The organism is Microbacterium sp. bgisy189, assembly GCF_965345345.1.
Lineage (GTDB): Bacteria > Actinomycetota > Actinomycetes > Actinomycetales > Microbacteriaceae > Microbacterium.
The window spans coordinates 28,691-50,453 of the sequence record NZ_CBDRMZ010000012.1; the positions used below are offsets into that span (position 1 = coordinate 28,691).

Genomic DNA, 21,763 nt, shown 5'->3' on the forward strand with positions numbered 1-21,763 from the left:
CACCGTCTAGTCGAGAGGCGGAAGGAATGCCTCGTAGGCGGTGATGATGACGAAGTTCCGGGAGGGAGCATCGAGTTCAGCGGTGACGCGATCGAGGATCGCGCGGTACGACGGGGCAACGCGCACGGTGTGCTTGACGCGGGGCCCCGCGTCGGAGACGGGGGCGGGACGCTTCTGCCTGTTGAACAGATCCGTCCAGTCCTCGTCAGTCTCTTCTCCGCCGGCGGTGGCTTGGCGGATCAGTTCAGGAAGACGCTTATAGGTAGCCGAGACGGCGTCCAGGAGGACCGTCTGGTGGCTCTTGCGCGTCTTGGCCATGTACGCCTGCAGGCGGTCGTTCAGTGGGACCGGAAGGTGGACGGGGACGCCCTTGGTCGCGGTCTCCCGCTCCTCCCTCTCTCCCCCGTCTTCGTCCTCCGTGCGGGTCGTGCGAGTCGGCTGCTTGCGCGGCGCCTGCTTCTTCGCAGGAGCGGCCGCGGGTTCGACCGCCGCTGCAGGGGCGGGCTCCGGGGGCGGAGCCTGGTCGACGGGGGGCTCCACGGGTTCTGCGGGAGCCGGCGTCGGCGCGGTGCGGCGGGTGAGTTTTCCGAGATCCTGACGAGCCATGTCAGGCCTCCTTCATCTGGTTGGCCCACAGCGACGTGAGCTCCAACGCGACACTGGTGTAGTCGGAGATCGCTGCTTGGTTCTTGCGGGAATCGGTGTACTGCGTGACGACCTTGCCGTCGAAGGGAGCGTCCTCGACGCTCGCGGACAGACGAATGTGACGCTGGAAACGCGGGAGTCCGATCTGCCCCTCGATGAACTCGACGGTGTCGAGCTGCTCTTCCCAGTCCTCGAGTCGCCGACCGCCGCGGCGGGTGTCGATCTTGTTCAGCAGGAGTCGGTAGGGCACCCCGGTCGGGATGATGTGCTCGACCAAGGTGTCCGCGACCGATTCGATCGCCATGGTGGCGGCTTCCAGCGGCAGGACGATGAAGTCGGCGACCTGCAGGACTGCGGTGAGGACGCCGGTGTTCTCATGGCTGCCAGGCGTGTCGACGAGGACGATGTCGTAGCCGTCGAGGTCACGCAATCCCATGATGTTGTTGGGATCGACGTCGGCTGCGAAGTCGAACGGAAGGTCATCCCCCGCTCGCTCGGCCCAGCGTGCTGCGGACTGCTGCGGGTCGACGTCGACCACGAGCACATTGTTGGCGCGGGACAGCGCGGCCGCGAGGTTCATGACGGTGGTGGTCTTGCCCACCCCGCCCTTCTGGTTGCAGACGCCGATGATTCTCACGATCGGCCTCCACGGACGAGGGTGTTGACAGCGGTCGCGCCAGTCGAGCGCGCGATGTGCGGATGTGTGGCGCGGGTATGGGGCAACTGTGGCGGGTTCATGGGCGTCAGTATAGCGTCACATTCACGCCTATATGCAACAACAATCGCGCGTGTCGTGCGCGGCGCATGCGCTAGAGGTTGCGATGCAACCGCGCTAGCGCCGTGCACTAGACGCGCTGTATTGGAGCAATGACGGCGCATGCAGTGCGCGTGTACTTGCGCTCTATCTGCGACATGTAACGCGCCAAAGTCGCGACGTACAGGCACAAGCAATGCGCAATCAAAGAGCAGTACAGGCGACCGACTCGCGCTAGTAGTGCGCATGTTAGAGCGCAACATCATGCGCGGGTAGGGCGATGAGCTAGCGCGAGTATTGCGAGTGTTATTGCGGATGACTAGCGCGGGTGTGGCGCGGGGGTTGCTCAGCGTATCGCGCGAGTGATGCGGTGATCTGGCGGGGGAGTGGCGGGAGGCTATCGCGACGTTGCTGCGTGGGTACAGCGCAGAGCATCGCGGCGGGGTAGCGCGTGTGTGGCGCCGCGCTGGCGATGGTGGAGTGCGCGTGTCGCGAGGGCTGGTAGGGGAGTCGTGGCGGGGCATCCAAACGATGGATGCGGGCGTAAGCGGGCCTGTGCGGCCTGCTGAGGCGATTTCGGCCATGAGGAGGGCTCCGAGTGAGGCGGAGGGGAAGACAGGGCCCCTGGGGGCCATCCAGAGGCCCTGTCTGTCTGGGGGGGGCGGAGCGGTTAGTGTGCTCCGGCCTGTGGGGCGCGCTCGACTCGTCGACTGCGCTTGCCCCTGGATGGCGGGTTGGCTCAGCTGCGGCGCGGGGCGTAGGAGACCTTGGCCTCCATGTCGCCACTGACGGCCTGCATGAGCTTGGTGCGGATTCGGCACACTCGGCGGTTGAGCGTCTCCCGGCTGACGCCGAGCTCGGCCGCTGCTTCCTCACGCGCCACACCGGGGTCACCCTCTGCGAGCTCGATGCGTGCAAGCAGCTGGACCTCGTCGCGGCGGAGGGTGCCGGAGTCGATCGCCCAGGTGAGGATCGTCACCAGATCCCGGAAGACGTCGTCGCTCTCGTCGGGGCCTGCGATCTTCTCGAGCAGCTCGTCCTCGATCGGCATCGCGTCGACGCTGTGCTCGCTGCCGAACCAGACTCCGAGGTTCTTGATCGTCTCGAGACGGATGTTTCCGGAGACGGAGTGGACGCGCTCGAGCGGGTAGGTGTGAATGACCTCCCAGAGCACGCCGATCGTCGCAGTGCGGGCGTCGGCGGGGGAGTGCTGCCACAGGCTGCGCATGCTGCTGCAGCTGCTCGGCAGCCGCAGCGCGAGCGGCATGAACGACTTGAGCAGGACGCGGCCGGCGAAGGTATCGCCGGCGTGCTCGAGGGTGAGCAGCTCGAGCAAGAGCGCGTCGCGCTGTTCGGGAGCTTGCGGCTGCCGGATGAGGTTCACGGCCTCATCGCCGGTCAGCTCGCCGAGCGTTCCGAAGTGGTGAGTGGTGTGGGAGTGGAAGCTGTTCCACTCGTCGAACAGCTGGTCGGCAAGAGGTGATGTCTTCGCCCAAGCAGTCATGAGAAATGGCCCTTCGTCGTGACGTCGGTTGACGAAGGGCCACGTTCCTCAGCACCCCTGGTTCAGATCCTGGAAAGTTCCGGGCGGGCAGGAGAGTGCCCGACCGGCGGATGCTGGCTTCGGTGGGTCTGAGTCGCGATCCGATGCTGTAAATGCCCGTTCAGGGGTGGTTTCCATGTCTCGCTGCATGGGCGCAATATCCACGCAAGATTTCTTCGATCCGCGATGTCCGCGAAGGGCCGAAAACCCGGCCTATACAGATATGCCCCCGTTGGTCGGGAGGCATCAGGACTCCGCGGAAGGGACAGAAACGTGAGCGAGAGCAGCACCGCAGACAGCGCCGACGACGCCATGTGGGAAGGATTCAAGCCCGACGCTGCACGCGCGATCCGTGCGCGCCAGGGGTTCGAGGAAGCGGTGGCGAGCACCCTCGACGCACCCTTCGACCCCTCCACGCATGGCCGCGTGGTGAAGGCGGTTGAGGAGCTCTCGGCAGCGGTGCCGGCAGCTCTGCGGGTGGCGCAGCTGCGAGTGGGAGGAGCTGCATAATGGCGCGCCGCGAGAAGACGTCGAAGCCAGCCAAGGAGACGAAGACCGTCCCGGCACAGGGGAGCAGCTGGACCCATGGTCGGCAGCTGGGCGGCAAGGTGCTGTCCGCACTCCTGTTCGCCGCGATCGCGTGTGGGCCCATCGCGCTCTTCGCCGCGGCCGCACGTCCGGCGCCCGTCGTCGCCGCAGCGCCCGAGGCGCAGGCAGCGGGGCTGAGCACGCAGCAGCAGGCTGCCGGCGGTTACGCGGAGGGATTCGTCTCCTCGTGGCTGAGCGCGACGAAGGACGCGCCGGGTGACCTGGCTACCTACGTCGACCTGGCGGCGCTGCGGCAGCTGTCGGTCACGGCCTGGGAGTACCGCGACCTGTCCGTGGTCTCCATCACACCCGTCGACGGCTCGGACTTCGTCAACGTCGTCGTCGCGGCGAACATCAAGGAGCTGTCGGTGACGGACTCCGACGACACCAGCACGACGAGCTGGCCGCGCCGCTACTTCCAGGTGGCGATCGCGGTCAACGGAGACACGGTGCGGGCAGTCGGTCTCCCGGCCCAGATCTCCGCTCCCGTCCAGGGCGAGACAACGTCGCTGGTCTACAAGCAGACCATCGGATCCTCTGACCCGTCTGCGGAGACGGTGTCGGCGTTCCTCGGCGCGTACCTTGCCGGCTCGGGCGACCTGTCCCGATACAGCGCCCCGGACACATCCTTCGTGGCGATCTCGCCCGCCCCCTACGTGATGGTCAACGTCGAGGAGCTGCGGTCGGACCTGACGCCCACGGAGTCCCCGAGCGATGGCGACACCCTCAAGGTGCTCGCGACCGTCTCACTGCTGAGCCCGCTGGACCAGCAAGTGACCTCGACGTACACGCTCACCCTCACCGCGCGTGCCTCCCGCTGGGAGGTCAGCGCCATTGATCTTGCACCGCAAGCGGTCTCCGACAAGGGATCGACAACCCCCACGCCGACACCGTCCGGTAACGGCAACTAAGGAAGGAACACCAACCATGTTCGATTGGATCAACGGGATCACCGCTGATGCGACGACTGCTTTCCGGGCGGTCGTGTTTCTCGCAGCAGCAGTGATCTTCTTCGTCGTCGCCGCCAAGGTGCGGTTCGCCATGGCGACGACCATCATCACCGGCATCGCGTGCGGCCTGGCCATGTTCCTCGCCGCCGGCGGTGGCGAGTGGGTCATGGGCCTCATCCAGACCGAGACCGTCGACGCCATCGGAGTGACGATCCACCAGATCGCAGCTCCGGCGGACGTCCTGGTGCTCAACGAGACCACCACCGCGGCCGGCGACACGGTCTACCGGCTGGTCGCGTAAGGGGCGAACGTGGCCGATCGCGACGAAGAGAGAGAGGTTGCGCGCTTCTACACGCGCAGCCGCCGGTTCCCAAAGTTCATCGGCCGTCTCCACGACGGCACGAAGATCCCTGGGGGCCCCTACACGCTGACGCAGGGCGTCGTCCTGGCGATCGTCCTGGTCGTCGCGCTGATGACGCAGAGCGTGTGGGGGACTGGCTCTCCGATCGTCGACATTCCCGTCGCTGCCTTCGTGTCCTGGGGAGCAGCGTGGGGAGCCGGAAGGATCCCGGCCACACGCCGGAACCTGCTGAGCATCATCACTAGCGGCATGTCCGCGATGACCCGCCCCGCAGCCGGCCGCTACCGCGGAGTGACCATGCGGGTTCGCCCGCCCCACTTCGCAGGCGGCGGAACAACGATCGCCGAGCCGGTCGGAGCCACGCTCGCCCGCCCGGATAGCGAGAACACCGCACCCGCACCGGAAGCGCCCGTCGTGGCGCAGCCGGTCCTGCAGCCGCGCTCGACGCCGCTGCCGGCGCACGCACCCGCACACGCGGTCAGCGGCGTCGAGCGCCTGCTGCAGCAAGCCCGAGGAGGCAACTGACCATGAGCTACTCATCCCTCCTCCCCATCCTCGGCGGCACGCCGATCACGGTCCCCCTCAGCGGCGGTCGCGATCTGCTGCTGGCCACGCCGACCGACTGAGAAACGAGACGACGATGCAGATTCCGGCAACAGCGATGACGAGCAACCTGATGTGGACCCGCTCGGGCGTGGTCTGGGCGACGTGGCGGCTGCAGCCGCTCCCGTATGCCTACGCCACCGCGGCCGCAAAGCAGCTCGTCAAGGCGCACCACCAGGCGCTTTTCCAGGCCCACCGGGGCGAGGGGCTGCTGCTGGGGCTGTGCGCTGACCTGGACCCGGTGTCGATCGTGGAGCGGATGCTGGATGGGGTTCGCATCGACGAGTGCCCCGACTGGGCGCGCGAGGTCGAGCTGACCCTGGACGCGCTCGAGCAGATCCCGCTCGGAACGCGCGCGTTCTGGTTCTCGGTCCCGCTCGCGGCCGGTTCGATGAAGGCGCGCGCGATGTCGGCACTGCGCGCCGCCGACACCAAGCTGCGTGACACGCTGGCTCTTCCCCGTCAGCTGCCTACCGACTCCGAGATCGCCGCTGCTGCGCGGATGGCCAAGGAGATCGAGGTCCGCATCCCCGCCGCGTTCCAGCCGACCCGCGCAACGCCCGCCGAGCAGATCTGGATCGCCCTTCACTCGCAGCAGCGCGGCCTCTCCGCAGACCTCGCCGCCCCTGTCCCGCCTGCCGAGGGTACGGAGGACGGATTCGGCGCCGACGAGCTCGCGCACTTCCAGATGCCCTCCGCGATGCCAAACCCTTGGCTCGACGAGGGCGGGCAGAGTGACATCGCCCCCAAGTCCGGGCAGCAGTTCCTCCCGTTCAAGCGCCGCTACCTCAAGGTGCACAGCCCCTACGCGGACGAGACGTCGTCCTACCAGGTGGTGCAGGCCATGGTCGCCGCGCCCAAGGCCGGCTGGGTCTCGCCCGGCGTCGAGTGGATCTCACACGTCGACCAGTTCCCCCTCGACGTCGACTGGGGGATCCGTTTCACCGTCACCGGCGCCGACGAGGTCAAGCGTCGCAACAAGAAGGCCGAAACCGCCATCGAGGAGCAGTACAAGCATCAGGAGGGCACCGCGACGATCACCGGCGGCGGATCCGACCTCGGCGAGATCGCAGAGACGCTGGCCGCGTACCACGCCTCCCTCAACCGCTCCGACAAGGAGGTCGAGGTTCAGGCGACGGTGCTGTTCGCTGTGGGGGCAGATACCGCCGATCTCGCGAAGGCCAAGGGCCGATTCGTGGCAGACGAGTACAAGCGCGCCGACTTCCTCCTCGAGGCGCCCCTGGGCGGTCAGGAGGAGCTTTGGTGGGCGATGATCCCCGGCACGCCCACCGGGCGCATCGTCCGTGAGCTCACCCAGATCACGACCGGCCGGGAGTTCGCGACCGGAGTGCCGCTTTCCAGCAACGAGCTCGGAGACGAGAAGGGCGCCCGCTTCGGCGAGAACATCAGCACCGCACGCCACACCCCGATCCTCCGCGACGCGGACGGCAGTATCCAGGCCGACACCAGCGCCAGCTTCGGCGTGGTCGCCGAGCTCGGCGCCGGCAAGAGTGTGCTGCTCAAGGGAGACATGGGCGACACGGTCGACCGCAACGGCCGCGTCGTCGCGATCGACCGCACAGAGGCCAAGGAGTACGCGGTCTTCGCGCAGAGCCTCCGGCCGGACACCACGACGATCGTCGACCTGATGACCCCGGAGTACTCGCTGGACCCGCTGCGGGTGTTCGGCCCTCTCGTCGGCGCACGCATGGTGCAGTCGCTCTTCGCGGTGATGCTCGGCATCCGGGCTCGCGACTCCCGAGGCGTTGCCCTGTCCCGCCTCCTCGAGCCGGAGTACGTCGCCGCGCACGACATCACCAGCCTCGGTCGCCTGCGGGCACATCTCAAGACGATCTCCTCCGCGGAGAGCGATGAGCTGTCGGGCCTGATCAACCTGGTCGCGTCGAAGGACATCGGCGAGGTCCTCTTCAACGACGGGCTGACCGCTGTCGACCTGAAATCGCGTGCCCTGGTCTTCCTCACCCATGGGCTGTCGCTGCCGGACAAGACCGAGCTCGAGCACGCGCACCTGTTCGAGGAGATGCCCCTGGAAAAGATCTACGGCCGCGCGATGTACGCGATGCTCATGGGGATCTCCCGCGAGGTCTGCTTCATGAACCCCGGCGAGCTCGCCGGCGCCTACTTCGACGAATGCCACCACATCACCCAGTCACCCGAGGGTGAGCGCGACCTGCGCATCGGCATCCGCGATGGCCGCAAGCACCGCGCGTTCTTCGCCCTTGGCTCCCACGATCCCGCCGACTTCGGTGAGACCCAGACGCGCGGCCTGCTCAAGACCCGCTACGTGATGCGTCAGACCGACAAGGATCTGGCGCGCCGCGCGATCGAGTGGTTGACCGGCGAGCCTGCAGACCCGGCGATGGTCCAGGTGGTCACCGAGGATCTGTCGCCGCTCGGCCCGGACGGCAAGGTCGCCCCTGAGCGGCGCGGTGAGGGCCTGGTCCGTGACCAGCGCGGCCGGATCGGAAAGTTCCGCAAGACGCTCCCCGAGCGCCCCGACCGACGCGAAGCGGTGCTGTCGACTCCGTCTCTGGTGACGCCATGATCGGGTTCTACCGGCACACCTTCGAGACCCTGGGCGGCGCGTTCTGGCGGATCCGGTTCTGGGTGCATGATCACCCCCGGTGTAGCAAGGTCTTCGCCGTGATCCTGATCGACCTGTTCCTGGTCCTGTTCGGCAACACGTACTGGGCCTTCGCCGCTGACGGTGGCGGCTCGTCCCCGTTCATGCTCGGCGGCGACATCACCGACAGCGACGGCGTCCCCCTGACCAACTACACGGTGCTCCCGCTTGACCGCGGCGACGTGTTCACGATGGGGAAGTTCTTCATCTCCATGTGGATCGACCCGATCTGGACCGGGCATCTGGGTCTGGTGTCGTGGATGATCTGGTTCTGCGACTGGCTGCTCTCCTTCGAGTGGGTCGACATCGTCGCGGCACCGTTCGGTGCGCTGGCCGACCTCCTGCAGGACTTCCTCGGCGAGATCGCGTGGATCCCGTTCGCGCTGACGATCGCCGGCGGAGTCGCAGGCCTGGCGATCATGCTCGGCCGGCACTCCACCGGGTGGGCGGAGCTGTTCATCTCGGCGTGCTGCGCAGTGCTGGCAACCGGGCTGCTCGCCAACCCGATCGCCTCGCTCACCGCCGCCGGCGGCGCCTTCGACACCGCCCAGGAGTACGGCGGTCAGATCGCCGCCGTCGTCGTCACCGACGACATCAACAGCACGGAGCTCGACTCCGAGAACCTGCTGTCCGCTGCGGTCACATCGCAGCTGGTCGACATCTTCGTGAAGATCCCTGCGCAGACGATCGCGTTCGGCCACGCCCTCGAGGGGCAGTGCGCCACGACCTTCACCGACACGATGACCAGCTCGGCGCCTATCCAGACCGGCGGCAACGAGGTCCGCGACGCGGTCGGCGGCTGCGACGAGGAAGCGAAGACGTTCAACCAGAACCCCAACTTCGGCCAGGTGCTCACGGCTGTCACGATGACCCCCGGCGCGTTGACCCTGTTCATCCTCCCGATGGCATTCGCCGTGCTGTTCCTGGTCACGGTGCTCGGCTTCCTGATCTCCGCGATCAAGACCATGTGGAACGTCTACATCGGGATCCTCCCGGTCAACCGATACCCGCTTTGGAAGTCCCTCGCCGACACCTTCATGGGCCTGGTCGCGATCGTCTTCATGGCGGTCGTCATGGCTGCCGTTCTCAAGCTGACCGTCGCAGCAATCACCGGGCTCAGCAGCCTGGGGATCCCGCTCGTCGCGCAGATGACCTTCGCAACGCTGGTGATGATCGTGCTGCTGTTCCTGATCATCCGGGCGCGCCGGATCGCGAAGAAGACAGGCCAGTCGATCGCCGAGCAGCTCTCGCGGTACGGCATCGGCAAGGGTGGCCCGACGCAGCGCGACGGGGTCAAGACCGTCGCGGCGATGGGCGCCGTGTCGACGATCGCGGCCGCGGCTCTGCGCCGCCCTGACAACACGGTCGACGCGCGCTCCATCAACTTCGGCGCTGCGGCCGCGCAGGACATCGGCACAATGACCGCCACACGCCCGCCCGCGACGCCTATGCCGCCCTCTTCGCCATCCGGCGGCTCGTCGGGCCGTCCGGCGCTCCCGTCGCCGCAGAAGGGCCCTGGGGGCGGATCAGCGGCGGGTGCCGCCGCCAAGGCATCGAAGACGGCGGATCTGGTGTTCACGGCCGCGCGAATCGGTAAGGGCGCCGCAGCTGGCGGTCTTGCCGGCGCCGCCGGCGCCGCGGCGCTCGAGGTCGGTGGCCGGGTGGCGACCAAGGGGGCATCCAAGGCGGTCTCCGCGGCCGCGTCCGCCGGTAGCAGCACGCCACGAGCTGCCGGTGACCCGAAGGTGGTTCCGATGGTCGTCGACCCGGCGCCGACGTCGACGCGCACCCCGGACGGCCCGCGCCGCATCGTCGTGGACTCTTCGGGCATGGGGCACATCGAACGGCGCCCCTCCTCCTCCGGGGTCGTCGACATCACGTCGCTGCCACCGCGCGCCCCTCGATCCCCGCGCAGCGGTGAGATGCGTGCCCGGCTCGCGATCGCGCAGAAGTAGTCCGCATGTCCGCATCGGGAGTGCTCGAGCGCACCGCTGACGTCGCAGGCGCCGCCAGCGGTGGAGACGACGGGGACGGAGGCGGCTCGCGCAAGGTCATCCTCTGGGTGATCGCGCTCGTGCTGGTGCCGGTGGTGATCTTCGCCGGCTACACGATGTTCCTGATGATGGCGATCGCCGGCGCCTCCGGCGGCGGGTCGTCGCAGTGCACAGCGGGTTCGCTGACAACCGACAAGCTCGAGGTCCAGACCACCGGAGGATCGACCCGCACCCTCGGTGCGACCGAGCTCAGCCACGCGGCCACCATCCTCGCGGTCGCTCGATCCCTGGGTGTGTCCGCGCGAGGACAGCAGATCGCGATCATGACCGCGCTGCAGGAGTCCGGCCTGAAAATGTATGCCAACTCCTCGGTGCCCGAATCTCTCGACTACCCCCACGACGCGGTTGGCAGCGACCACGACTCGGTCAACTACTTCCAGCAGCGCGTGTCGGGCTGGGGCACCGTCGAGGATCTCATGGACCCCGTCTACGCCGCCAAGGCGTTCTTCGGCGGCGAGGAGGGCCCCAACGGCGGATCTCCTCGAGGACTGCTCGACATCCCCGGCTGGGAGGAGATGGGGCTGGGAGAGGCTGCGCAGACCGTGCAGGTCTCCGCGTACCCGACCGCCTACGACAAGTGGGAGCCCGCCGCTCAGCAGATCATCACCGCGGTCGGCGGGTCGGTCAGCTGCGACAGCAGCACCGTCGTCGGGCAGGCCGCATTCCCGCTCTCTCCGGGCTACCAGATGACGTCCGGCTACGGTCCCCGCGACATCTCGGTCCCTGGCGCCTCCTCGTGGCATGTTGCGATCGACCTGCAGCACTGGCCGAACCCGTGCGGCGACCCCGTCTACGCGATCCTGCCTGGCACGGTGACCCTCAGCAGCTCGCTGTGGCTGTCAATCAAACACCCCGATGGGTTCGTGGTCTCCTACCTGCACATGTACAAGAGCGAGCGCCTCGTCGACGTCGGGGACACCGTCACTGCCGGCCAGCAGATCGGTGCGGTCGGGAACGTGCCGCCCAGCGGAGGATGCCACCTGGACTTGCGCATCAACAAGAACGGGACGACCAACGCGGCCGTCGCCGCGCTGCGGGAAGCACCTGCTCTGGGTGCTCCCGCCCAGTACGCCGGCTTCGTGGACCCCGAAGAGTTCCTCCGCCTCTACGGCATCGAGATCTGCCCCACAGACGGCACCTGCCGGCGCCTCTAGCCCCCTGGAAACCCGCGCGATATCACGGTTTGCGCCCTACTGACGACCTGGAAACCGGCCTGTAGTGTGGGGATCAGCCCCGGCCCGAAACGGGGCCGAAGCCTCCCCCATTCAGACGGTGACTCGTGCCCTCAACAGATGTCAGCGCCACTGGCGACGCCGACCGACCCGCAGGGTCAGTCTCGGCCACCGGCTACCGCTCAATCGCGTACTTCCTCCCGGTTGCCCTGCACTCGCGGCTCAAGGCTGCGTGGTGGGCGACGAGAGACGAACCGGAGGGCGCGCCGGCGTTGGCCGGTCTCGTCGAGGTCGCGATCGGCCACGAGGCCGACCGTCTCGAGCAGCTCTACAACGAGGGCGTCCCGTTCCAAGCCGCGCCCACCCGCGCCCAGGGGGTCAACCCCAAGGGGGCTTCCGGGTACCGCCACCAGACCTACTACCTGCCGGTTGCCCTGCATGCGCGGCTCAAGGCTGCGTGGTGGGCGACGAAGGATAAGCCGGAGGGCGCCCCAGCGTTGGCCGGTCTCGTCGAGGTCGCCTTCGAGCGCGAAGCGAGCCATCTCGAGCAGCTCTACAACGAAGGCGTCCCGTTCCCGCCGGCGCCGGCCAAGGCACGGGGCATCAGTCGTGCCGCAGCGCAACGTCAAGGCGAGTGGCTCCGCGGCGAATGGGAGCGCCGGCGGCAGGCGCAGACCCCGCCCGACGCCACCGACGACTGACCTCACCCCGGCGAGCTCCGGGGTGTTGCAGGGAGTATGCGCCGCAGTATGCCGCCGATATGCGCCGCGATATTGCGCCATACCTGCGCGAGGGTTGCTGCTGGAAATATTTCCCAGGGGGAGGGGGTCAAGCTCGATTCGACAACCGTGCCTGCGGCAGAACGCCAATCGGGCTTGATCCTATCACCCGTGTCAAGCGCGGGTGTAGCGGAGGTATTGCGCTCATGCGCGCCGCGATGTGGCGCAATACCCGTTTCCAGTCCACCGTCTCGATCTCCTCGGGCTCACTCTGGCGTAGGGGACATCACGAGTGCGTCAGGGCACGCGGAGAATCCGCGATGTCCGCGAAGGAGCCGATCGCCGGCCTATACCTCGCAAGAGGGTCGTGAAGTACTCGGCCCGCTCAGGAGGCTCGAATGGCAACTCGTGTGGCATCACGTCCGCCGGCACGACCGCCCGCACCGGCAGCGGTGGCGTTGGGTGTTCTTCCCCGACGTCAGCTGACCGGGATCATCCCGGCGCTGCTGTGCATCGCTCTGGCGACGGCAGTGACGGGGCTGAACGCGGTGCGGCCGTTCACCGATCTGGTTCCGCTGCTGTGGGTCGTCGCGGTGCTGCTCGCCGCCGCCGCCGTCGTGTCCGGTGTGCGCACCTTCCAGCGTGAGGGTCGGATGGACCCGGCGATCGAGGCGGTGCTTCCACTGCTCGGCGCGGCGCAGCCGACGCGCGCGCTCGTCGAGCCGGTGAAGTGGACCCGCGGATGGGTGGGACTCCCGGAGCGCATCAAGATCCGATACGCCTCACACGTCGACGACACCGATCCTCGCTTCGTCGATCAGATCCTCGCCGGCCTGGCCCGCCGGCTCGGAGCGGAGTACCGGGTGCGCAAGCACAACTCGAGGCGCTGCGTGCTCGTCGTCGAGCTCGCCCCAGCCAGCGATCCGATCTCCCGCGAGCAGCAGCGCGCGATCGAGGTCGTCAAGCTGGTCATCGACCCGAGCGCGAACGTCTCTGTGAAGAGCGCCGAGGACGGATCGGTCTCGAAGATCGAGGTCAAGCACAACGTGGGGCCGAAGATGGCCATCGCCGCCCGACGCTCTCAGGTCGAGAAGGTGGTCTCTTCGATGCTTCCCGGCCGGTGGCGGGCGCACTGGGATCTCGAAGGCGACAAGATCACGTTCGAGGTCCGGCCGACGATGCCAGACATGGTCCTGCACGAAGTGGAGCCCGCAGCCGCGCTCACCCATGCCGCCTACAAGGCGTTCAGGATCCCGATCGGCCCCGACGAGGACGGCCAGATCCAGTCGTGGCATCCGGCGGTCTCTCCGCACTGCCTCGTCATCGGTGGCACCGGATCGGGCAAGACCAGCTTTCAGCACACGGTGCTCACCCACCTGGCGCACGCGCACTGGCGGGTGTGGGTACTCGATGGGAAGAGGATCGAGTTCGCCGGGTTCCGGGACTGGCCCAACGTCGAGCTCGTCGGCGCGCGCGTGGAGCACCAGGTGCGGATGCTGCATGCCGCGCACGAGCTCATGGAGGAGCGGTACTCGCAGCTCGAGAACGGCACGGCCCGTCTCGAGGACTTCGACCCGCTCGCCCTGATCATCGACGAGTACGCGACGTTCAAGGCGCGCGTGCAGCGGTGGTACAAGACGGTCAAGCCCAAGGGGGCGCCAGCGCAGGCTCCCGTCCTCGATCTGCTCTCCGACCTCGCCCGCCTGGCGCGATCCGCGAAGATCCACATCCTGCTGGGCCTGCAGCGTCCCGACGTCGAGTTCCTCGGCGGTGAGATGCGAGACAACTTCGGCGCCCGCGTCAGCTTCGGCCGTCTCTCTCCGCAGGGCGCCAACATGATGTGGGACAGCTTCGCGGTCGGTGTCGCGATCCCGCGCAACAAGCGCGGCCGTGGCGTCACCCTGAACGCCGAGTCCCTCCCCGTTGAGATCCAGGCGTTCTACACGCCGGATCCAGCGAAGCTCGACTCCACCGACAAGGGCGACTGGGATCACCTGGCGGCGCTGCGCCCCGAGGTCGCGGACTACGAGCGGATGATGGTGCGCGACCCGGAAGCGGAGCTCACCGACGATGGCGAGGGCGAGGAGATCGAGCCCGACTACTTCCAGTGGGCTTCGGCCGAGATCGTCCCGTGGGATCCCGCGGCCTCGTCGACGAGCAAGCACGAACCCCTCCGCCCCGCGAACGTCACTCCGCTGGACCCGCGCGAGCGAGTCAGGTTCGTCCCCGATGTCGACGACGAGACACCTGACGTCGACGCGGCCGCGGACGGCGACGGGTACGGCGAATCGCTCGAGGGGCCCGCGGTGGAGCTCGAGGTCGGAGATCTCCTGCTCGTCGACTCGGCCTTGGGCCTGTGGGCCGTGATCGAGGGTGTGGAGCCCGATGTCGTCGACGACGAGTACCTCGCGATCGAGTACCGCGACCTCGACAACGGCGAGGACGGGTTGCTGACGGTCTTCGACAACTCGGTGGTCAGCTACCGCCGACCCGAGGCTGCGTGATCGTGGCCGCCATGACGCTGCGGGCCACCTGGCCCCGAGAGAAGGGATGAGCCGGATGTCGAACCAGAGCGTGTCGGAAGACGACTGGATCTCGCTGCTGCTGATCGCCGTGCTCGTCCTGGCTAGCGGCGCCGTGTCGCTGGGGATGTTCCTCGATCCGCTGCGCGCGTGGATGCTGCAGTACCACTTGCTCGAGCAGGGCGATGCCGTGGCGATCGCTGTCGTCGACGGCGTTGGGCTCGGCTGGGGGCAGATCCTCGTCATTCTCGCGATCCTGATCGGTGCGATCGCGCTCATCGTGTGGCTCAAGCGCCGCGCGGCTGCCCGTGTCTGAGCTGTCCGCCATGCTCAGCAAACGAGACCCAGAAAGGAGGAGAGATCACCCATGACAACCACACTGACGAACGGCGACAAGTCGATCACGCTGTTCACGAAGCCATCGTGCGTGCAGTGCACCGCGACGTATCGCGCACTGGATGCGAAGGGCATCGACTACGACGTCGTCGACCTCAGCGAGGACGCCGCGGCGCTCGAGCAGGTCAAGTCGCTCGGCTATCTGCAGGCGCCGGTCGTCATCACGGATGAGGATCACTGGTCGGGCTTCCGTCCCGACAAGATCGACGAGCTCGCGCAGCGGCTCGCGTGACTGACAGCAGAGGCCCCGCCGGCAGCTCTTCGCCGGCGGGGCCTCTGCTCTGCTCGTCCGAGTGGGACATCATCTGTGCGGCATGTGCGCCGCTGCCCACCGCTGCAGCAGCTCCTCCCGGAGAGGCCTGTTCAGCTCGAGCATCCGCCGAACCCCGACCGGCGCTGCATCCGTCGGCGTGCCGACGTCGAGCGTGCGCAGCCCGAGATGCTCGCAGGCCCATGCTGCGAGCTCGTCGAGCTCCACAGTGACGGTGGCGGTGACGTCAACGCGCTGCTGCCACTGAACCTTGTAGGCGGGCATCGGACGCTCAATCAGGATTGCGGAAGAAGTCGATCACGAGCGCGATGGTGAGGGGGACGAGGATCACCGCTACAGCGGTGATGATGATGCGATCAAGGATCGGCGCGGCGAGGATCCCGAGCCACCCAGCGAGGACCGCGGCCGCGATGTACAGCAGCGCGATCGCGAGCCGGCGGAGCCAACGAGTCGTGGGCTCCGGGATCGTGCGGGGACGGGCGGCGATGGTCATGAGCTCGCCCCGCTCTGGCCGGCACGGTGCTCGCGGATATGCGTGTACGGGACGGTGCCACGGTGGCCGTAGGCGTCGACGATCGTGACGCTCTTCGGGTTTGTGCGCGTGACGGTGCACCAGCTACCGAAGTACTTGATCTGGTCCCCGACGTCGATGGTGTCCCTGCTGTGGTCGGTGGCGACACCGGTCGCGATCTGCTCGGCCCGGACCTCCTGCCAGTAGATGAGCTGATCATCGGTCGCGGCCAGCTCCCGCTCGAGCCGCTCGGCGTAGGCGCCGGTCGCTGCGACCGTGACCTCGACATACCCGCCGGGGAGGGTGCGTCGGGAACCGTCGAGACGTCGACGGATCCCGGCAAGGTCTGCACGGAGCTTCTCGATCCGGTTCGCCACAGTGATCGGCGCGTACCGCGCATCGTTCGACGCGGCCGCGATGTCGGCACGCACCTGGGCGCGCCGTGCCTCCGCGTCGGCGTCGATCGAGCGGCGGATCGCCGCGTCCGCCTTCGCGATCGCTCGGCGGTGGCCGGCCTCCGAGTGGTGTCCGACCTTGATGGGCTCGCCACCTTCAGGGAGACGTCGCAGCGCGCGTGCTGCGCGCTCCGCCTCCTCTGTGGCGTCCTGTTGGCGCCGAGCGGCGCGCTCCGACAGTGCGGCAGCGCGGTCGTCCCTGCGGTCGACCAGGTCAGCCTCGACGACGGCCGCAGCCCGGCGTTCATAGTCGATCGAAATCTCGACAACGAACCCGGCAGAGGTGAGCTGCTCGGCGGTGCGGTTGATGATCGCGGTCTTCGGTTCGCGGTCGCGGGAGTGGGGGATGTACCAGGATCCGAGCGCCCGGCTCCACCGCCAGCCGTTGGCCTTGAGAGCATCGGCCGTGCCGTCGCCCCGGCTGGTCCCTTCGATGAGGGTGCCTTCCGCGGCAGCGTGGATGATCGTGAGCGTCATGGCCGGCTCCCTTCCCGCGCGGCCGCGTCGTGGGCGAGCGGGTGACGGAACCCGATCTCCCGTTCCCAGACCTCCGCGGCGCGGTGCAGGCCCTCGTACTCCTTCACGCCCAGGTGGTCGGGGGAGTCGACGAGCGTCCGGTGGGCGAACCGACGTGCGATCGCGTCGCCGAGGCGTTCGACGAGGTCACGCGCAGGGGACTGATCCCATCCGGGGTGGTGGCAGGAGACTTCGGCGAGTAAGAGACGGCTGCGCTCGATCTGCAACGCCTGCTCGTCATCGGCCATGGGGACGATCTCGGCGACCGGCTGCCATTCGTAGCGCGGTGCGGCGATGTGCTGCTTGATCGCGTAGCTGACGCTCGCGTAGTTCTCGTCCCAGAGGCTCTGACCCATCCGGTCGGCGTTCTCCGCGAGCTCGCGCGGAGTGTTGCTGCGGTAGGCGGGCGTGGAAATGTAGGCGGCGGTGACCAGCAGGTCGATGGTGTCGCGGTTCACGGGAAACGCGCGCATGATGAGACCCCCTCGGTAGGTGGTGAATGTGACATTCACTACCCTAGGGCCGGTAGTCACCCATGTCAATGCATGATGATGATGATGCCGCCGCAGCATCCCCAGCCACGCCGTGGGCAGGGTGGGTGGTATGAGGCGAGAGGGGCCTGGGCGGATACCGTTGGGATCGTGCCGAAGTCACTGTCGATGAATGAGATCCGAGCCCGCGCTGCGCAATTCACCCGCGATTGGCAGGATGAGCCCGGCGACGAGCGACAGCAAGCGCAATCTTTCGTTCGGGATCTGCTCGGCGTGTACGGGATCACCCAGACCCGCGCGGCGTTCTACGAGAAGCGCGTCAAGCGCTCATCGACCGGCTCGCGCGGATACATCGACGCGCTGATCCCTGGTCTCGCACTTATCGAGATGAAGTCGGCCGGCAAAGATCTCGTTGCGGCCGAGCAGCAGGCGCTCGACTACATCGACGACCTTCCCGACCCGGAGGTTCCTCGGTGGGTCATCACGAGCGACTTCCGCCGGTTCCGCCTGCTCGACCTTCACGCTGAGAGCGAGGGCGTGCAGGAGTTCACCCTGACCCAGATGCGGGATCGTGCCGACGCGCTGGCGTTCCTCGCCGGGTACGGTGAGCGCACCTTCGGATCGAAGGCGCAGGAGTCGGCGTCAATCAAAGCGGCGAAGCTGATGGCGTCCCTCTACGAGGCTCTCGAGGGGTCTGGGTACGACGATCACGAGGCGTCGGTGTTCCTGGTGCGCACCTTGTTCGCCCTCTACGCTGATGACGCCGGAGTGTGGGATCGCGATCTGTTCCTCGAGTTCCTCGAGACCCGCACCGCGACGGATGGTTCCGACCTCGGGCCTCAGCTGTCGTTGTTGTACCAGGTCATGGGGCGCGAGCCGTCTCGTCGGCAGTCGAACCTCGACGAGCTAATCTCGCGGTTCCCCTACGTCAACGGCGGGGTCTTTGAGGAATCGGTGTCGATCCCGTCGTTCGATGCCGGCATGCGTGACCGGCTGATCTCGGCGGCGATGTTCAACTGGTCTGCGATCTCGCCGGCCATCTTCGGCAGCCTCTTCCAGGCTGTCAAAGACAAGGCAGCTCGGCGTGAGCTCGGTGAACACTACACAACCGAGACCAACATCATGAAGGTCATCGGCCCGATGTTCCTCGATGAACTGCGGCAGCGGTTCACGGACGGATATCACGACACCGCCAAGCTCAAGAAGTTGCGTGCCGACATGGGGCTGATGCGGTTCCTGGATCCAGCGTGCGGCTGCGGCAACTTTCTGGTGGTCGGTTACCGGCAGATGCGAGCACTCGATCTTGAGGTTCTGCTGCGGATCCAGGAGTTGTCCGGCGAGACGGCCCGCACGATGTTCTTCACCGAGGAGCACCTGGCCGTGCGGCTATCGAGCTTCCACGGGATTGAGCTCGAGGAATGGCCTGCCCAGATCGCAGCGACGGCACTGCACCTGGTGGAGCACCAGGCGAACCAGGCGATGGAGCTGGCGCTAGGATCTGCGCCCGATCCGCTGCCACTGGACAAGATCAAGAGCATCGTCGTCGGCAACGCGCTGCGCGTCGATTGGGCAACCGTCCTAGGACCGACCGAGCACCTGTACATCATGGGAAACCCACCCTTCCTCGGCCACGCCACCCGCTCGTCAGAGCAAGCGCAGGAACTGCGCGACGTGTGGCGGCGGGACGACATTGGGCGGCTGGACTACGTCACCGGCTGGTATGCGAAGGCGCTCGAGTTGCTCGGCCGTCCCGGCTACCGGGGCGAGTTCGCCTTCGTCTCGACGAACTCGATCGCGCAGGGGGAGCCTGTGCCGGCGCTCTTCGGCCCTGTGTTCGCCGCAGGGTGGCGAGTCAAGTTCGCACATCGGACATTCGCCTGGTCCAGTGAGGCGCCCGGTGCCGCGGCAGTGCATTGTTCGGTGATCGGATTCGACCGGCCGTCGAGGAAGAGGGCGCGGCTGTTTGACTACTCCGGAAACCTCAAAGGCGAGCCCGTCGAGATCCCCGTGGTGGATCAGCTCAACGGCTACCTGGTGGACGGCCCGATTGTCCTGGTCGATCAGCGCCGAAGCCCACTGGCCTCGGCGCTTCCTCCAATGGTGTTCGGGAACATGGCTCGTGACGACGGCAACCTCCTGATCGAGCCAGGCGACTACGCGGAGGTCATGGCGGATCCGATCGCCGCGAAGTACGTCCGACCGTTCGTCGGCGCCCGGCAGCTCATCCACAACGAGCCCCGGTGGTGTCTGTGGCTCGTCGATCTGGACCCCAGCGACATTGCCCGCTCACCGATACTCCGCCGGCGGCTGGATGCCGTGCGCCAGTTCCGCGCAGCATCGAGGGCCGAGTCCACTCGGCAGATGGCGGAAACGCCGCACCTATTCGGTCAAAGGTCGCAGCCCGACACGCCCTATGTCTGCGTGCCGCGGCATGCGAGCGAGACCCGCAAGTTCTTCCCGACAGCCCTGTTCACCCCGGATGTGATCTGCGGTGACGCCAACTTCAAAGCAGATGACCCGGACGGCCTCGCGTTCGCAGTGATCTCGTCTTCGGCATTCATCACCTGGCAGCGCACCATCGGAGGCCGCCTCGAGTCTCGTCTGCGCTTCTCGAGCACCCTGACGTGGAACACCTTCCCGCTGCCTGCCATCACCGATTCACAGCGTGCCGCGATCATCGCCGGCGGCCGAGCCGTTCTGGATGCGAGAGCGCTACGCCCAGAACGCTCGCTCGCAGACCACTACAACCCCCTGGCGATGTCGCCCGAGCTGCTCCGTGCCCACCGCGAACTCGACGCTGCTGTCGACAAGACTCTGGGGCTGCGTGGAGCAGCAACGGAAGCTGACCGGTTGCGAGCGCTGTTCGCCAGCTTCGCGAAGCTCACTACAGCGAATGAGCTCGCGATGCCGAAGAAGCGTCCCCGTAAGGCGAGAGCCGTGAGCGCGGCGTCGTGAACTGGCCGTACCCGACCGTCCCCGTCGACGGGATCGCGACGGTTGATGAGGACGGCGAAAATCAGGTCTGCGCTTGCGGCAATGATTCGGCTACCCAGGATTGGCGAAGTGCCGATCGTCACGGGTGCCTTACCTTCGATGCGGCGGGTTCGTCCGATCCGAACGAGTTCGCGGTGTGCCCGGTGTGCGGCCGCGTGTATCCCAACGCTGCGCTGTTCCGGGGTGCCGCGGCGGCTGTCGCCCGCTATGAGATCACGAGCGCCAAGGTCGTTGCTGCGCTACAACGGTATGACCACGATGCCTACGGATCCGGCGCGCCGTTGACGAGCTGACGGCAGCGGCTCAGCGCGCGGTTGTCAGTGCGTCAGCATAAGGTTCGCTGTTGTGGTGCAGCACTGGTCTCCGATGTCTCAGCTGCAGGCGTCACCGGAGCCGGGGATCTGGTACGTGTTCGATCACAGTAAGCGGATCGCGATTATCCGCCATGTCGAGATCCGCGGCCGCAGGCTGTTGCGGTCGGTGACGTTTGATCGAGATCCCGATCGGCGAGTGTTGATCGGCTACTTCCCGGACGATGCGATGCGTCTCGCGGTTGAGTGCACCTGGTCTGAGTATGTGAGGGCGACCGGCCCTCCGGTTAGTAATCGTCGATGATCGCGTGCCGCCGGGGCAAGAGAAACGGCACCCGGCCGGAGCGTGGAAATTGTCACATTCACCAACGATCCAACTGAGGAGGAGCCATCGCCCCGAGGGGCGGGAGGGAACCTGCTCAACAGCCGGGTGCCGCGCCTTAGTGTACCGCGCGGGGCGGTCAGAGCGGGGGGGATTGCAGGAGCTCGTCCGCGACTCTGTCGAGCAGCTGCGGGGTGAGCTGTTCGTGCCGGCCGGCGCGCTTGATGGCGTCGATCGTCGCGAGGATCGTGGTGTGCGCGTCCGGTGCGGCCGGGATGGTCTTCTGTGCCCGGCGGATGCGGGCGCTGAGCTCGAGGATCGCGGCTTCGTCTCGCTCGTTGTTCGCGTAGCCGGCGGCAAGCTCGAGCGCCTGGTGCAGCAGGCGGATCTCGGCGGTGGTCAACGGCGTGGTCATCGTGTCCTCATGTTCAGGAGCTCGGCGGTCAGTTGGGCAAAGCGCGCGTCGACGTCGCGCGGGTCGGCAAGGTCGGCGTCAGGAGCGATGGGGCGGGCGTCGTAGAAGTGGTGACGGATGACGCGGCCGCGGTCGTCGACGAAACCTGCTCCCTCACCCTCGATCGGTTCGAGGAGGGTGACGACGTCGACCGTGAGCTCTCGTGCAGTGCCGCGTTCCCTGATGAGGGTGCGGTCTCCGATGTGCAGCGCGGGCCACGGGGCGAGCTCGGGGTCGGTCATGGGACTTCCTTCCGTGCGGCGGGGGATGGGCGACGCAGTCGTCGAGCGGACTTGGGGATGGGTTCGTTGCGGGGCAGCTTGGCGAGGAGCCAGTCGTCCCGGACGGCTATGGCGGCGGCGAAGCACGTCATGAGTGTGGGGTGGTGGTGGTTGGCGCATCCGGCGCGGGTCTGGCATCCGAGGTCGTAGCCCTCGGGGCTGCCGTGGACGATCCTCTTGGCGACCTCGTCGGATAGCATCGCCGG

The 21,763-nt window shown here is 67.2% G+C and carries 23 protein-coding genes; 13 read left to right on the forward strand and 10 right to left on the reverse strand.

The genetic code is table 11. The annotated features are described in order from the left end of the window. Positions 1-6: 6 nt before the first annotated feature. The 3 genes from ACSF8R_RS13180 to ACSF8R_RS13190 all read right to left on the reverse strand — a co-directional run bounded on the left by ACSF8R_RS13180 (position 7) and on the right by ACSF8R_RS13190 (position 2,903). On the reverse strand, positions 7-606 hold the full coding sequence (locus tag ACSF8R_RS13180; RefSeq protein WP_062635279.1) for a hypothetical protein: 600 nt from the start codon (positions 604-606) through the stop codon (positions 7-9). A gap of 1 nt (position 607) precedes the next feature. Further along, complete coding sequence (locus tag ACSF8R_RS13185) at positions 608-1,282, reverse strand: ParA family protein (RefSeq protein ID WP_062635277.1); 675 nt, start codon at positions 1,280-1,282, stop codon at positions 608-610. 856 nt (positions 1,283-2,138) lie between these two features. After that, on the reverse strand, positions 2,139-2,903 hold the full coding sequence (locus ACSF8R_RS13190; protein WP_251448520.1) for a hypothetical protein: 765 nt from the start codon (positions 2,901-2,903) through the stop codon (positions 2,139-2,141). Positions 2,904-3,215: 312 nt separating this feature from the next. Between ACSF8R_RS13190 and ACSF8R_RS13195 the strand changes: the two genes are divergently transcribed. The 11 genes from ACSF8R_RS13195 (at position 3,216) to nrdH (ending at position 15,183) form a co-directional block, all read left to right on the forward strand. After that, positions 3,216-3,452, forward strand: coding sequence for a hypothetical protein (locus ACSF8R_RS13195; RefSeq protein WP_005052720.1), 237 nt, complete (start codon positions 3,216-3,218; stop codon positions 3,450-3,452). Beyond that, positions 3,452-4,441 (forward strand): conjugal transfer protein, encoded by a 990-nt coding sequence (locus ACSF8R_RS13200; protein ID WP_062635273.1) that lies wholly within the window; start codon positions 3,452-3,454, stop codon positions 4,439-4,441. The genes ACSF8R_RS13195 and ACSF8R_RS13200 overlap by 1 nt, the downstream gene beginning before the upstream one ends. A gap of 16 nt (positions 4,442-4,457) precedes the next feature. Next, the gene (locus ACSF8R_RS13205; RefSeq protein WP_062635271.1) at positions 4,458-4,781 is read left to right on the forward strand and encodes a hypothetical protein; all 324 of its coding nucleotides are present in this window, start codon (positions 4,458-4,460) and stop codon (positions 4,779-4,781) included. 9 nt (positions 4,782-4,790) lie between these two features. Continuing rightward, on the forward strand, positions 4,791-5,366 hold the full coding sequence (locus ACSF8R_RS13210) for a hypothetical protein (RefSeq protein ID WP_062635269.1): 576 nt from the start codon (positions 4,791-4,793) through the stop codon (positions 5,364-5,366). A gap of 115 nt (positions 5,367-5,481) precedes the next feature. Continuing rightward, positions 5,482-8,010: an ATP-binding protein gene (locus ACSF8R_RS13215; RefSeq protein WP_251448523.1), complete on the forward strand. Its 2,529-nt coding sequence runs from the start codon at positions 5,482-5,484 to the stop codon at positions 8,008-8,010. Continuing rightward, positions 8,007-10,043: a hypothetical protein gene (locus tag ACSF8R_RS13220; RefSeq protein ID WP_251448528.1), complete on the forward strand. Its 2,037-nt coding sequence runs from the start codon at positions 8,007-8,009 to the stop codon at positions 10,041-10,043. Before ACSF8R_RS13215 ends, ACSF8R_RS13220 begins: the two co-directional genes overlap by 4 nt. 5 nt (positions 10,044-10,048) lie before the next feature. Beyond that, positions 10,049-11,296 carry a M23 family metallopeptidase gene (locus ACSF8R_RS13225; protein ID WP_251448531.1) on the forward strand — a complete coding sequence of 416 codons (1,248 nt, stop codon included), beginning with the start codon at positions 10,049-10,051 and terminating at the stop codon, positions 11,294-11,296. A gap of 125 nt (positions 11,297-11,421) precedes the next feature. Next, positions 11,422-12,015 (forward strand): hypothetical protein, encoded by a 594-nt coding sequence (locus ACSF8R_RS13230; protein WP_193599394.1) that lies wholly within the window; start codon positions 11,422-11,424, stop codon positions 12,013-12,015. Positions 12,016-12,443: 428 nt separating this feature from the next. Further along, the gene (locus ACSF8R_RS13235; RefSeq protein WP_434812299.1) at positions 12,444-14,537 is read left to right on the forward strand and encodes an FtsK/SpoIIIE domain-containing protein; all 2,094 of its coding nucleotides are present in this window, start codon (positions 12,444-12,446) and stop codon (positions 14,535-14,537) included. Positions 14,538-14,592: 55 nt separating this feature from the next. Further along, on the forward strand, positions 14,593-14,871 hold the full coding sequence (locus ACSF8R_RS13240; RefSeq protein ID WP_193599294.1) for a hypothetical protein: 279 nt from the start codon (positions 14,593-14,595) through the stop codon (positions 14,869-14,871). Between the two features lie 51 nt (positions 14,872-14,922). Continuing rightward, positions 14,923-15,183, forward strand: coding sequence for a glutaredoxin-like protein NrdH (gene nrdH / locus ACSF8R_RS13245; protein WP_193599295.1), 261 nt, complete (start codon positions 14,923-14,925; stop codon positions 15,181-15,183). 69 nt (positions 15,184-15,252) lie between these two features. Here nrdH and ACSF8R_RS13250 read toward each other — a convergent pair whose 3' ends face one another. From ACSF8R_RS13250 to ACSF8R_RS13265, 4 genes are read right to left on the reverse strand one after another with little or no spacing between them, the layout of a single operon-like run. Further along, a complete protein-coding gene (locus tag ACSF8R_RS13250) occupies positions 15,253-15,486 on the reverse strand; it encodes a hypothetical protein (protein WP_251448537.1) in 234 nt (77 codons plus the stop codon). Between the two features lie 7 nt (positions 15,487-15,493). Next, on the reverse strand, positions 15,494-15,715 hold the full coding sequence (locus ACSF8R_RS13255; protein ID WP_251448539.1) for a hypothetical protein: 222 nt from the start codon (positions 15,713-15,715) through the stop codon (positions 15,494-15,496). Beyond that, positions 15,712-16,665, reverse strand: a complete 954-nt coding sequence (locus ACSF8R_RS13260; RefSeq protein WP_251448541.1) for a DUF3560 domain-containing protein — start codon at positions 16,663-16,665, stop codon at positions 15,712-15,714. Before ACSF8R_RS13260 ends, ACSF8R_RS13255 begins: the two co-directional genes overlap by 4 nt. Then, the gene (locus tag ACSF8R_RS13265) at positions 16,662-17,060 is read right to left on the reverse strand and encodes a hypothetical protein (RefSeq protein ID WP_434812300.1); all 399 of its coding nucleotides are present in this window, start codon (positions 17,058-17,060) and stop codon (positions 16,662-16,664) included. Before ACSF8R_RS13265 ends, ACSF8R_RS13260 begins: the two co-directional genes overlap by 4 nt. Between ACSF8R_RS13265 and ACSF8R_RS13270 the strand changes: the two genes are divergently transcribed. Together ACSF8R_RS13270 and ACSF8R_RS13275 are read left to right on the forward strand one after the other, a co-directional pair. After that, the gene (locus tag ACSF8R_RS13270; protein ID WP_434812301.1) at positions 17,001-20,150 is read left to right on the forward strand and encodes a DNA methyltransferase; all 3,150 of its coding nucleotides are present in this window, start codon (positions 17,001-17,003) and stop codon (positions 20,148-20,150) included. The two genes, ACSF8R_RS13265 and ACSF8R_RS13270, sit on opposite strands and share 60 nt — an antisense overlap. Then, the gene (locus ACSF8R_RS13275) at positions 20,147-20,482 is read left to right on the forward strand and encodes a hypothetical protein (RefSeq protein WP_251448546.1); all 336 of its coding nucleotides are present in this window, start codon (positions 20,147-20,149) and stop codon (positions 20,480-20,482) included. The genes ACSF8R_RS13270 and ACSF8R_RS13275 overlap by 4 nt, the downstream gene beginning before the upstream one ends. Positions 20,483-20,961: 479 nt before the next feature. Here the strand turns inward: ACSF8R_RS13275 and ACSF8R_RS13280 are convergent, their stop codons facing one another. Genes ACSF8R_RS13280 through ACSF8R_RS13290 form a run of 3 tightly spaced genes read right to left on the reverse strand, consistent with a single transcriptional unit; the run spans position 20,962 to position 21,757 of the window. Next, positions 20,962-21,237: a hypothetical protein gene (locus tag ACSF8R_RS13280; protein WP_251448548.1), complete on the reverse strand. Its 276-nt coding sequence runs from the start codon at positions 21,235-21,237 to the stop codon at positions 20,962-20,964. Continuing rightward, positions 21,234-21,518: a hypothetical protein gene (locus ACSF8R_RS13285; protein ID WP_251448551.1), complete on the reverse strand. Its 285-nt coding sequence runs from the start codon at positions 21,516-21,518 to the stop codon at positions 21,234-21,236. The genes ACSF8R_RS13280 and ACSF8R_RS13285 overlap by 4 nt, the downstream gene beginning before the upstream one ends. Next, the gene (locus ACSF8R_RS13290; RefSeq protein WP_370428834.1) at positions 21,515-21,757 is read right to left on the reverse strand and encodes a hypothetical protein; all 243 of its coding nucleotides are present in this window, start codon (positions 21,755-21,757) and stop codon (positions 21,515-21,517) included. Before ACSF8R_RS13290 ends, ACSF8R_RS13285 begins: the two co-directional genes overlap by 4 nt. Between the last annotated feature and the right edge of the window lie 6 nt (positions 21,758-21,763).

What these genes read in the sequence shown, in the direction of transcription:
- ACSF8R_RS13180 (WP_062635279.1), bottom strand. Translation starts at nt 606, where the DNA reads ATGGCTCGTCAGGATCTCGGAAAACTCACCCGCCGCACCGCGCCGACG.
- ACSF8R_RS13190 (WP_251448520.1), bottom strand. Translation starts at nt 2,903, where the DNA reads ATGACTGCTTGGGCGAAGACATCACCTCTTGCCGACCAGCTGTTCGAC.
- ACSF8R_RS13200 (WP_062635273.1), top strand. Translation starts at nt 3,452, where the DNA reads ATGGCGCGCCGCGAGAAGACGTCGAAGCCAGCCAAGGAGACGAAGACC.
- ACSF8R_RS13205 (WP_062635271.1), top strand. Translation starts at nt 4,458, where the DNA reads ATGTTCGATTGGATCAACGGGATCACCGCTGATGCGACGACTGCTTTC.
- ACSF8R_RS13215 (WP_251448523.1), top strand. Translation starts at nt 5,482, where the DNA reads ATGCAGATTCCGGCAACAGCGATGACGAGCAACCTGATGTGGACCCGC.
- ACSF8R_RS13220 (WP_251448528.1), top strand. Translation starts at nt 8,007, where the DNA reads ATGATCGGGTTCTACCGGCACACCTTCGAGACCCTGGGCGGCGCGTTC.
- ACSF8R_RS13225 (WP_251448531.1), top strand. Translation starts at nt 10,049, where the DNA reads ATGTCCGCATCGGGAGTGCTCGAGCGCACCGCTGACGTCGCAGGCGCC.
- ACSF8R_RS13240 (WP_193599294.1), top strand. Translation starts at nt 14,593, where the DNA reads ATGTCGAACCAGAGCGTGTCGGAAGACGACTGGATCTCGCTGCTGCTG.
- nrdH (WP_193599295.1), top strand. Translation starts at nt 14,923, where the DNA reads ATGACAACCACACTGACGAACGGCGACAAGTCGATCACGCTGTTCACG.
- ACSF8R_RS13250 (WP_251448537.1), bottom strand. Translation starts at nt 15,486, where the DNA reads ATGCCCGCCTACAAGGTTCAGTGGCAGCAGCGCGTTGACGTCACCGCC.
- ACSF8R_RS13255 (WP_251448539.1), bottom strand. Translation starts at nt 15,715, where the DNA reads ATGACCATCGCCGCCCGTCCCCGCACGATCCCGGAGCCCACGACTCGT.
- ACSF8R_RS13260 (WP_251448541.1), bottom strand. Translation starts at nt 16,665, where the DNA reads ATGACGCTCACGATCATCCACGCTGCCGCGGAAGGCACCCTCATCGAA.
- ACSF8R_RS13265 (WP_434812300.1), bottom strand. Translation starts at nt 17,060, where the DNA reads ATGGGTCAGAGCCTCTGGGACGAGAACTACGCGAGCGTCAGCTACGCG.
- ACSF8R_RS13280 (WP_251448548.1), bottom strand. Translation starts at nt 21,237, where the DNA reads ATGACCACGCCGTTGACCACCGCCGAGATCCGCCTGCTGCACCAGGCG.
- ACSF8R_RS13285 (WP_251448551.1), bottom strand. Translation starts at nt 21,518, where the DNA reads ATGACCGACCCCGAGCTCGCCCCGTGGCCCGCGCTGCACATCGGAGAC.
- ACSF8R_RS13290 (WP_370428834.1), bottom strand. Translation starts at nt 21,757, where the DNA reads ATGCTATCCGACGAGGTCGCCAAGAGGATCGTCCACGGCAGCCCCGAG.